Annotated in this window: 11 protein-coding genes and 1 pseudogene; 9 read left to right on the top strand and 3 right to left on the bottom strand. The window is 66.5% G+C overall.

The window, feature by feature from the left end; translation table 11 throughout:
* Positions 1 to 738, bottom strand: a 738-nt coding sequence (locus RTN46_RS09530; RefSeq protein WP_312180853.1) for a sulfite exporter TauE/SafE family protein, incomplete at its 3' end; no start/stop codon positions are given.
* Between the two features lie 133 nt (positions 739 to 871).
* Here RTN46_RS09530 and RTN46_RS09525 point away from each other — a divergent pair.
* The 3 genes from RTN46_RS09525 (at position 872) to RTN46_RS09515 (ending at position 2,440) form a co-directional block, all read left to right on the top strand.
* The gene (locus RTN46_RS09525) at positions 872 to 1,480 is read left to right on the top strand and encodes a rhodanese-like domain-containing protein (protein WP_312180851.1); all 609 of its coding nucleotides are present in this window, start codon (positions 872 to 874) and stop codon (positions 1,478 to 1,480) included.
* Positions 1,477 to 2,238 (top strand): sulfite exporter TauE/SafE family protein, encoded by a 762-nt coding sequence (locus tag RTN46_RS09520; RefSeq protein ID WP_312180850.1) that lies wholly within the window; start codon positions 1,477 to 1,479, stop codon positions 2,236 to 2,238. Before RTN46_RS09525 ends, RTN46_RS09520 begins: the two co-directional genes overlap by 4 nt.
* 70 nt (positions 2,239 to 2,308) lie before the next feature.
* Entirely contained in the window at positions 2,309 to 2,440 is a 132-nt protein-coding gene (locus tag RTN46_RS09515; protein WP_312180849.1) for a hypothetical protein, read from the top strand.
* A gap of 60 nt (positions 2,441 to 2,500) precedes the next feature.
* Here RTN46_RS09515 and RTN46_RS09510 read toward each other — a convergent pair whose 3' ends face one another.
* Positions 2,501 to 3,892, bottom strand: a complete 1,392-nt coding sequence (locus RTN46_RS09510; RefSeq protein ID WP_312180847.1) for an MBL fold metallo-hydrolase — start codon at positions 3,890 to 3,892, stop codon at positions 2,501 to 2,503.
* Between the two features lie 90 nt (positions 3,893 to 3,982).
* Positions 3,983 to 5,230, bottom strand: coding sequence for an FAD-dependent oxidoreductase (locus tag RTN46_RS09505; RefSeq protein ID WP_312180845.1), 1,248 nt, complete (start codon positions 5,228 to 5,230; stop codon positions 3,983 to 3,985).
* Positions 5,231 to 5,336: 106 nt separating this feature from the next.
* On the opposite strand from RTN46_RS09505, the gene RTN46_RS09500 reads away from it, so the two are divergent.
* The 6 genes and pseudogenes from RTN46_RS09500 to RTN46_RS09475 form a co-directional block, all read left to right on the top strand.
* Positions 5,337 to 5,846 (top strand): Lrp/AsnC family transcriptional regulator, encoded by a 510-nt coding sequence (locus RTN46_RS09500; RefSeq protein WP_312180843.1) that lies wholly within the window; start codon positions 5,337 to 5,339, stop codon positions 5,844 to 5,846.
* 145 nt (positions 5,847 to 5,991) lie between these two features.
* The gene (locus tag RTN46_RS09495) at positions 5,992 to 6,519 is read left to right on the top strand and encodes a gluconokinase (RefSeq protein ID WP_312180841.1); all 528 of its coding nucleotides are present in this window, start codon (positions 5,992 to 5,994) and stop codon (positions 6,517 to 6,519) included.
* Positions 6,520 to 6,554: 35 nt separating this feature from the next.
* Entirely contained in the window at positions 6,555 to 7,958 is a 1,404-nt protein-coding gene (locus RTN46_RS09490; RefSeq protein ID WP_312180840.1) for a gluconate:H+ symporter, read from the top strand.
* 88 nt (positions 7,959 to 8,046) lie between these two features.
* Positions 8,047 to 8,820: an SDR family oxidoreductase gene (locus RTN46_RS09485; protein WP_312180839.1), complete on the top strand. Its 774-nt coding sequence runs from the start codon at positions 8,047 to 8,049 to the stop codon at positions 8,818 to 8,820.
* Positions 8,821 to 8,831: 11 nt separating this feature from the next.
* On the top strand, positions 8,832 to 9,872 hold the full coding sequence (locus RTN46_RS09480) for an L-idonate 5-dehydrogenase (RefSeq protein ID WP_312180838.1): 1,041 nt from the start codon (positions 8,832 to 8,834) through the stop codon (positions 9,870 to 9,872).
* Positions 9,869 to 10,038 (top strand): annotated as a pseudogene (locus RTN46_RS09475) (shikimate kinase); the annotation flags it as partial. The gene RTN46_RS09480 and the pseudogene RTN46_RS09475, both read left to right, overlap by 4 nt.

Genomic DNA, 10,038 nt, shown 5'->3' with positions numbered 1-10,038 from the left:
GACGCCCACTGCCACCGCGAAAACGATGACGGCGAAGACCCGGCCCACCACGGCGTCGTCCAGCCGGTGTGCGACCCGTGCCGCTGCCAGCGAAGCTGCCATGGCTGCCGCGGCAAAACTGGCCGTCAGGGGCCAGTCGAGGGACAGCCCCTCGAAATGGGCCGCGAAACCGGAGGCGGAGTTGATGGCGATGATGACCAGTGACGTGCCCACAGCCCTGGACATCGGCACCCGCAGCAGCAGGGTCAGTGCGGGGACGATCAGGAAACCGCCGCCGACGCCCAGCAGGCCGGTCAGAAAGCCGACCATCAGGCCCACCGGAATGCCGCGGAGCAGTAGTGCACCCCAGGATCGGTGCTCCTCGGCCGAATTCGCGGGGGTGGAGGAGCCTGCGAGCATACGAATTCCTGCGACGACCATGATGCCGGCGAAGATGAGCATCAGCCAGTCCTCGTCCAACAATGATCCAAGGGCTGCCCCCGCCCAGGAGGACGGGATGCCGGCCAGCCCGATGATCAGCACCAGCGGCCAGCTGACATCCCTGCGCAGGCGGGGGAGTGCACCCGCAATCGATGCCAGCCCGACGACGATCAATGACGTCGGGACGGCATCCTCCGGGCTGAGTCCCACCACGTAGACCAGGGCCGGGACCGCGATGATCGCTCCGCCTGCCCCGACCAGCCCCACCACGGCGCCAACCAGCACGCCAACGGCCAGTCCGATCACCACCAGGTCCATAGGGAAACCCTCCCAGAACCGGGCTGTGCGTAGAAGACCTGCGAGGGGCTATACCCCCAGGGGTGTTTTGCATACCCCCCTGGGTATATGGGACGGTGGAGGTTCTCCGATTTCTTTTCGAAAGGACCCCCCCATGACAGCCACCCACCCCGCGGCCGTTACCTCTATCGATGCAGATACCCTGCGTACCTGGCTCCAGGATCCCGACGACCTCATCGTCATCGACGTCCGCTTCGCCGCAGAGTTCGAGTCCCTGCATATCCGTGGCTCATACAACGTTCCACTGCCGCTGCTGGCCGAGCACACCGATGAGCTCGCCGAACGGCTGGGCAAGCGCGTGGTGCTGGTCTGCCAGTCCGGCACCCGGGCCGAACAGGCCCGCACCCGCCTCGGTTCGGCAGGAATCGGCTCGGCACACGTGCTAACCGGCGGCGTCCCGGCCTTCGCCGCTGCCGGCGGAGACGTTGTCCGCGGCAAAAAGCGCTGGGACCTGGAACGCCAGGTCCGGCTGGTAGCTGGATCCGCCGTCGTGCTGGGCCTGGCCGGCGGGCGCGTGGTCTCACCCAAGCTGCGGGTGCTCGCCGGCGGCATCGGTGCCGGCCTCACCTTCTCTGCGGCCACGAATTCCTGCGCCATGGGCAAGGCGCTGTCCAAGATGCCGTGGAACCGGGCCGGAGCCGAGCCGACCCGCGAGTCCGCCATCGATACCCTGCCGATGCAGGGCGGAGCAGGCGCCTCATGACCCCGCTCCTGGCACTGGTGCTGGGCCTGTCCCTGCTCATCGGCCTCTCGCTGGGGCTGCTGGGCGGGGGCGGGTCCATCCTGACCGTCCCGATCCTGGTCTACGTCGCCGGATTCGGAGCGAAGGAAGCCATCGCGGCGTCCCTCTTTGTAGTTGGCGTAACGTCCGCAGTCAGCGTTATCGGGCACGCGCGCGGCGGCCGGGTCCGCTGGCGCACCGGTCTGATCTTCGGTGCGGCGGGCATGGCCGGTGCGTTTGCCGGCGGCCTGCTCGGCAGCCGCATTCCCGCTGCCGTGCTGATGTTCGCCTTCGCGCTCATGATGATCGCGACGTCGGTCGCCATGCTCCGCGGCCGGCGCCGGGTTGATCCGGACAAGGCCTACACCGACCTCCCGATCCTGCGCATCCTGGCTGACGGCGCCGTCGTCGGCCTGGTCACCGGATTGGTGGGCGCCGGTGGTGGCTTCTTGGTGGTTCCGGCCCTGGCGCTGCTCGGGGGGATGCCCATGGCCATCGCCGTAGGTACCTCGCTGGTGGTGATTGCCATGAAGTCCTTCGCCGGACTGGCCGGTTACCTCACCACGGTGGAAATCGACTGGGGAATCACCCTGGCCGTGACTGCCATGGCGATTGTTGGTTCCCTCATCGGGGCCCGGTTGGTCGGCAGGATCCCGGAAGCTGCGCTGCGGAAGGCCTTCGGCTGGTTCGTCCTGGCCATGGGTGCCTTCGTCCTGGTCCAGGAGCTCACCGGTCTCTAGCCTGGCGGCGGCCGGGGCTTCCTTGCAGTATGGGCAAGGAACCCCCGGCCGCCGGCCTCTGTTACTCGAGATGGCTGCCGTCAACTACCGCGGCGTTACCCGCACCGCCCTGCTGACCCGGGTCATCGTGGCCCTGGTGCTGGCAGCCCTCGCCCTGGTGCTGGCAGCGGCGTGGACCGCTGCCGGCCCGGAGCGGACATAGATCTGCCTCCGGCTGCGGGTGCGGCCGGAGGCAGGTCCTGTTCTGGTTGAGGTGCGGGCGCTACGAAGCGTGCGCGGCAGCCCAGGCGGGGTAGGCGCCTTCGAGCTCGACGACGTCGTACCCGGCGTTGCGCAGGGCGTTGCCGACGATCGAGCTGCGCATGCCGCTGGCGCAGTACGCCACGATCTTTCCTTCGGCAGGCAGCTGATCCAGATTCCACAGCACGCGGCCGCCGTGAAGTTGGTGGGAGCCTGGGATGCTGCCCTCGGCGTGCTCGGTCCGGGCGCGGACGTCCAGCACCATGGCGGCGTCGAACGAATCCAGTTCCGTGGCGGAGATGGTGGCCGGGGCGGCCTGGGGGAGCCCGTCCAAGCTGGTGATGAACCCGGCGAAATCATCAATGCCGACGCGGACCAGGGAATCCCGGACGTCATGGGCCTGCTGCTGGTCTGTGGCGAGCAGGATCAGTGGGCGGGCGTCCGCTGATTCCGGATTCACGGCCCAGGCACCGAAGCTGGCGGTCTTGCCGCCGGCCGGGATGTGCAGGGCACCTGGAACGGTGCCCTGGTGGAGGTCAGCCACACCGCGGGTGTCCACGAAGGTGGCGGCGCGGTTTTCGAGGCGTGCCGCGACGTCGGCTGCGGGGAGCACCTGCAGTGGGTCGAGCTCACCCATGATCGCCGGGCCCTGGCGGTTCTGGTGCTTCATCCGGGCGAAATAGGCGTGGGCCTCCGGCTGGCCGTCGAGCAGTTCGTTGATGAAGCCCTGCTCGTCATTGGCCTCAAGGTAGCGGCCCCACCAGGAGTAGAGGCGTTCATACCCGACGGTGGAGGACGGGATAGCGCCCAGTGCCTTGCCGCAGGCGCTGCCTGCGCCGTGGCCGGGGAAGACCTGAACGTAATCCGGCAGGGTCAGGAACTTGTCCCGCAGGCTGGCAAACATCTGCCGGGCACCTTCGAAGCGGGTGTCGAGGCCCCCGGCGGCTTCGTCCAGCAGGTCCGGGCGCCCCAGGTCCCCGGCAAAGACGAAGTCGCCGGAAAGCAGGTAGCCGGGCTGGTCGGTGAAGGCGCCGTCGGTCACCAGGTAGGAAAGGTGTTCGGGCGTGTGGCCCGGGGTGTGCAGGGCTTTGACGGTGAGGTTGCCGATCGTGATGGCGTCGCCGTCGTGCAGGCGCTCGCCGTCGAACCCGTACTGCCAGTCGGCCCCGCCCTCACCCGACACATAGATGGCTGCGCCGGTGTTAGCGGCCAGCTCGCGGGTGCCGGAGAGATAGTCCGCATGGATGTGGGTCTCGGTAACGGCGGTGATCTTCATGCCGTTCGCGGCCGCGAGCGTGAGGTAGGGGGCGATGTCCCGCCGCGGGTCGACGACGATGGCCTCGCCCAGGCGCTGGCAGCCGATGAAGTAGCTGGCCTGGGCCAGGTCCTCGTCATAGATGCGTTCGATAAGCATGCTTTACCTCCGTGGGGATTGGTGCTGTCCCTCCACGGTAATACCCCCTAGGGTATAGATGCAAATACCCAAGGGGGTATACCTGCAGACCTACCGGAGGGGGTCGAAGGCCCGGATGGCATCCGGTGTCGCGCCCGTGACGATCTGCTCGGCGAGCAGCTTGCCGGTGGCGGGTCCGAGCACGATTCCCCACATGCCGTGGCCGCCCGCCACATAAACACCCGGTGCCTTCGTGGCGCCAATCAGCGGCAGTCCGTCCGGGGTGACCGGGCGCGGCCCAACCCAGATGTCCTGCAGTTCATCGAGGTCCATGTTGGTGAAGAGTGGGCGGACCGAGTCGAGGATGGCGTCGATCCGGCCGGTCTGCAGGGGCTCGTCCGGGCCGCGGAACTCCATGGTTCCGGCAATCCGCAGGCGGCCCTGGTACGGGGTGCACGCCACGCGGCGGGCGGGGAAGTAGATGGGGAATTCCGCCGTCTGGTCCGTGGCCACACTGAAGGAGTAGCCACGTCCTGCCTGCACCAGCGTCTTGACCCCCAGGGGGCGGGCGAGTTTCGGCAGCCAGGAGCCCGTGGCGAGGACAACGACGTCGGCCACCGCCGGTTCCTGCGCATAGGTCTCGACGGCGATGCCGGCGGGGCCGTGCTTCAGGGAGCGAACCTCGGCTCCGGCGATGATACGGCCGCCACGGGCCACGACCGCTTCGGCGAGCGCCTCGACGAAGGGGCCGGGTTCGATGAACCGCTGGCCTTCCATGGCGTAGACCGATTCCACGTTGGCGGAGAGCTGCGGAACCTTCAGCTGTGCGTTCTCCAGCCGCTCCAGCGGGACGCGCTGACCGGCGGCCTCCACATGCTGGATCTCCTTGACGAACGGCACGGACTGGGCTTCCTTCTCGAAGCCGATGATGAACGGTCCCTTGCGGGTCTGTGCTTTGACTCCGGCGCTGGTGAGTTCATCGAAGGAGTCCAGAGCCATCTGGTCGATCGGTGTCAGTGCCGCCATGGCCTTGGCCCAGGCCCGCGGGGTGGCGTGGGCGGCGAAGCGGAGCAGGAAGGACCAAAGCTGCGGATCCAGCCGGGCCGGAATATGCAGCGGTGCAGCGGGGTCCAGCAGCGCCTTCGCGCCGTAGCTCCACAGGGACGGGTCCGAGAGCGGCATGGCCATGCCCGGAGTGAGCCAGCCGGCGTTGCCCCACGAGGCGCCGGCTCCCACGCCGGACCGGTCCAGGACGGTGACCTGGACCCCTTGTTCCTGGAGGTGCCAGGCGGTGGAAAGTCCCACCATTCCCGCTCCTACGACGACGGCGGTGCGGGGGGCTGCGGCGCGCGGATACATAGCGGCTCCTTGGTTCGGCAGAAGAAAATGTGTTCAGCGTCATAGTCGAATAATCCACATCTGAAAGGCAATGGCTTTGCAGAAGATTCTTTGTAAGCTCATCCTCATGACAAATGATTCGAGTATTACGGACTTTTCCGGCTCTGAACCGAAGAATCGGCGGGCCTTGGATGCCGTGGATCGAAGGATCGTCGAGCTGCTGCAAGCGGACGCGCGGATGCCCAACAACGCCGTCGCGGCTGCCGTCGGCATTGCCCCTTCCACCTGCCACGGCCGGATTCGGGCACTGCAGGAGTGCGGCGTGATTCGCGGGTTCCACGCCGATGTGGATCCGGCGGCGACCGGCCGTGGCCTGCAGGCGATGATCGCTATCCGGCTGCATGCCCATGCCCGTTCCAACCTGGGGACCTTCAAGGATTACCTGGCCCAGCTGCCCGGAGTGGAGAGCATTTTCTTCGTCACCGGTGACCGGGACTTCCTGATCCATGTGGCCTTGGCCGATTCGGAGGCGCTGCGGCACCTGGTCGCACACAACATCAGTGTCCATCCCGAGGTGGCCGGTACCAACACCAGCGTGATCTTTGAGTACGTTTCCGTGCGGCAGCCTGCGAACTGACCCGGCCTGCAGTGTGTAAATCCCGGGGCCGGCGGGCGGCCGCCGGGCTCAGGGAAGCTGTGTTATCTTGGACGTGATAAATCTGATTTATTACTGGCACAGCCACACCAAATCAGATGTAATGACGCGTCTGAGGAGTTTTGCCATGCCATTGGCGGACAAACCGTATCCCCCACTAGTGGTTATGGGAGTACAGGGCTGTGGTAAATCCACCGCCGGCCAGGCAGTAGCCGCCCGCTTGGGGCTGCCCTTCCTGGACGGAGATGACCTTCATTCGGTCAGCAATAAGCAGAAAATGGCCTCGGGGCATCCACTGACCGACGCCGACCGCGAACCGTGGCTGCGTGCCATAGGACGTGAGCTCGCTTCCGGCCTGCAGCAGGGGTCCGCCACCGTGGTTGCCTGCTCCTCCCTGAAGCGGAAGTACCGCGACCTGATCCGGTCCTACGCACCCGAAACCAGGTTTATTCACCTGGATGGATCCCGGGAATTGATTGCCGAACGGCTGACCCAGCGGGACCACGAATACATGCCGCCCACGCTGCTGAATTCCCAGTTTGAAACCCTTGAACCCCTCCGCGAGGATGAAGCCGGTATCCGGTTGGACATCTCGCTGAGCCTTGACGAAATCGCGGCCGCCGCGGCGGAAGCGTTCGCCCCTGCCGGGCACTGAGCCCGGCTTACTCACCCCACCCTGATAGGACAACGATGACCGATCTTGAGCTCAACTGGACGCTGGGTACCCCCGGCCTCCTGTTGGTCGCCGTGGCAGCCATTGCGCTGCTGCTCGTGCTGATTATGAAATTCCGCATTCATGCGTTCCTGGCGCTGATCACGGTCTCCGTGCTCACCGCCGTCGCCACCGGCATTCCGGCGGCCGGCATTGTGCCCACCCTCTTGAGCGGCTTCTCCTCCACACTTGGCAGCGTCGCGCTGCTGGTCGGTCTTGGTGCCATGTTGGGACGCATGCTGGAAGTCTCCGGCGGTGCGGAAGTGCTGACCAATGCACTGATTAACAAGTTCGGTCAGAAGCGCGCCTCGCTGGCCCTTTCGGTCGCCTCACTGCTGTTCGGTTTCCCGATCTTCTTCGACGCTGGCCTCGTGGTCATGCTGCCGATCATCTTCACGGTTGCCCGCCGCATGGGCGGCTCCCTGCTGACGTTCGGCTTCCCCGCCGCGGCCGCGTTCTCCGTGATGCACATCTTCGTTCCGCCGCACCCGGGTCCGGTGGCTGCCACCGGTCTGCTGGGCGCCGACGTCGGCCTGGTCCTGATCTTTGGCCTGCTCGTCGCTATCCCCACCTGGTACCTCACCGGTTACCTCTTCGGCCACTTCCTGGGCCGTAAGTTCAACATCCCCGTTCCGACCATCCTGGATGCGCCGAAGGGATCGATGGAGTCGGAATTCCGCTCCACCCCGAGCCTGGGCAGCATCATCACCCTGCTGGTTCTCCCGTTCATCCTGATCTTCCTTAACACAGGCCTGAACATGGCGGCTGCGGCCGATCTCGTATCCCTGGACTCCACCTGGGTCCAGATCCTGCGTACCCTTGGCGAAACCCCGATCGCCCTGCTGATCACCGTTTTCCTTGCCATGTGGCTGCTTGGCCGCCGCCAGGGCAAAAAGGGCACGCTCATCGAGACCGTCGTGGACAGCGCCCTCGGCCCGGTCTGCTCGATTATCCTCATCACCGGTGCCGGCGGAATGTTCGGCGGCGTCCTGCGCGCCAGCGGTATCGGCGACGCTATCGCTTCCTCGCTCGATGCCATCGGCCTGCCGGTCATCGTGGCTGGCTTCGTGATCGCCGCGATCGTCCGCCTGGCCCAGGGCTCGGCCACCGTCGCGCTGACCACCGCCGCCGCCCTGGTACAGCCCGTTGTCCTGGACAACCCGGACTTCAACGCGGTGCAGACCGTCGCGATCGTCCTGGCCCTGGCGGCCGGCTCGGTCTTCGCCGGCCACGTGAACGACTCCGGCTTCTGGCTGGTGAGCCGCTTCTTCCAGATGGATACGAAGACCACGCTGAAAACCTGGACAGCGGGCCAGGCGCTCATCGGCGTCGTTGGCTTCATCTTTGCCCTGGCGATCTACCTGATCGCCTCGGGATTCTAGCAATGTAGTACGGCCGGGAGCAGCAGCTGCTGCTCCCGGCCGATTTGGCACCGGCTTGCTTTCGGCGGTGCCGGAAAGGAAGCAGCACATGGCTGAGAACATGTTCGATATTTCCGGGCGGATTGCCCTGGTCACCGGGTCAAGCCGGGGGATCGGCAACGCGATTGCCCGCGGCCTTGCCGGAGCGGGAGCAAGAGTTGTCCTCAACGGCCTCGACGCCGAGCGGCTGGAGAACGCCCGGGCAGCCCTGGCTGCCGAGTTCGGCGAGGATAAGATCTTTGCCCGGCAGTTCGACGTCACCGACGCCGAAGCGGCGGCCGACGGCGTGGCCTGGGTGGAGCGGGAAATTGGTCCGCTGTCGATCCTGGTCAACAACGCCGGCGTGCAGCACCGCGTGCCGATGCTGGACCTCGACGTCGCCGATTGGGAACGCGTGATGCGCACCAACCTGACGAGCGCTTTCCTGGTAGGCCGCGAAGCCGCAAGGCACATGATTCCGCGCGGTGCCGGCAAGATCATCAACATCGCCTCCGTGCAGACCGATTTGGCCCGTCCGACCATTGCGCCGTACACCGCGTCCAAGGGCGGTATCCGCAACCTCACCCGGGCGATGACCGCCGAGTGGGCCGGCGAAGGCCTGCAGATCAACGCGATCGCTCCGGGGTACATCCACACCGAGATGACCCAGAACCTCGTCGATGACGAGGCCTTCAACTCCTGGATCCTGGGCCGCACACCGGCGAAGCGGTGGGGGACCGTGGCGGACATTGTTGGTCCGGCGATTTGGCTGGCCTCGGATGCTTCCAACTTCATCAACGGTCAGGTCGTCTTCATTGACGGCGGCATGACCACAGTGGTCTGAAAGGCGAAACCATGATTCCCGAAACTGTTCTTGGCGTTGTGGCACACGGTGCCGGTGACCTGCGGGTGGAGCCGGTTGACCTGGCTGCACCGGGCTCCGGCGAGGCCGTGGTGGAGGTCGCGTACGGCGGTGTCTGCGGGTCCGACCTGCATTACTGGCAGCACGGCGCTGCCGGTGAGTCCATCCTGAAGGCCCCGATGCTGCTCGGCCACGAAGTAGTGGGCCGCGTGGCGCAGGCCGCAGCGGACGGGGCAGGGCCGGCAGTCGGCACGGCCGTGGCCGTTCACCCGGCAACTCCGGGTCCGGGGGACGGCTCGCGCTACCCCGAGGACCGGCCCAACCTCTCGCCGGGGTGCACCTACCTCGGCAGTGCGGCCCGGTTCCCGCACACCGAGGGCGCCTTTGCCCGATACGTCAACCTTCCGACGCGGATGCTCCGCGTGCTTCCGGCTGAACTGCCCATGCGCCGGGCGGCACTCGTGGAGCCTGCCGCTGTGGCCTGGCATGCTGTTTCGCGGGCCGGCGATGTGCGCGGCAAGCGGGTCCTGGTTATCGGGTCCGGTCCGATCGGAGCACTGATTACCGCTGTCCTGAAGGCTCATGGCGCCGGTGAAATCATCACGACCGACATGCACGAGCAGCCTCTCTCCACCGCCCGCGCTGTAGGTGCCGACCGGTCCATCATTGCGACGGACGCCGAGGCGATCGCCGCGGTCGACGCGGACGTCGCGCTCGAGTCGTCAGGCAACCCGCGCGGACTCGCCTCGGCGATCGGCGGAACCACCCGCGGCGGCAGGGTCGTGATGGTGGGACTGCAGCCGGACGGCAACCAGCCGGTGCCGATCGCGACCGCCATCACCCGCGAGATCGACCTGGTCGGCTCCTTCCGCTTCGACGACGAGATCGACGACGTGATCCGGGCGCTCGGAGACGGCACGCTCCATATCGACCCGGTGATCACGCACGAGTTCGCTCTCGACGACGCACTCGCGGCCTTCGAGACGGCACTCGACTCGACCGCATCCGGAAAGGTCCTGGTGACGTTCTCATGAGCTCATCCCCCTCTCACCCCGCCCCGCTCGTCGTCGTGATGGGCGCCTCCGGATGCGGCAAGTCGAGCGTCGGCGCAGCGCTGGCCGCGCGGCTCGGAGTGCCTTTCCAGGACGCGGATGACCTGCATCCGGCCTCGAACATCGCCAAGATGTCGGCGGGCGTCCC

This window comes from Arthrobacter sp., assembly GCF_031988865.1.
GTDB lineage: Bacteria > Actinomycetota > Actinomycetes > Actinomycetales > Micrococcaceae > Arthrobacter_B.
The sequence above is the reverse complement of the archived record's forward strand: the minus strand, read 5'-3'. Positions and strand labels throughout refer to the sequence as shown.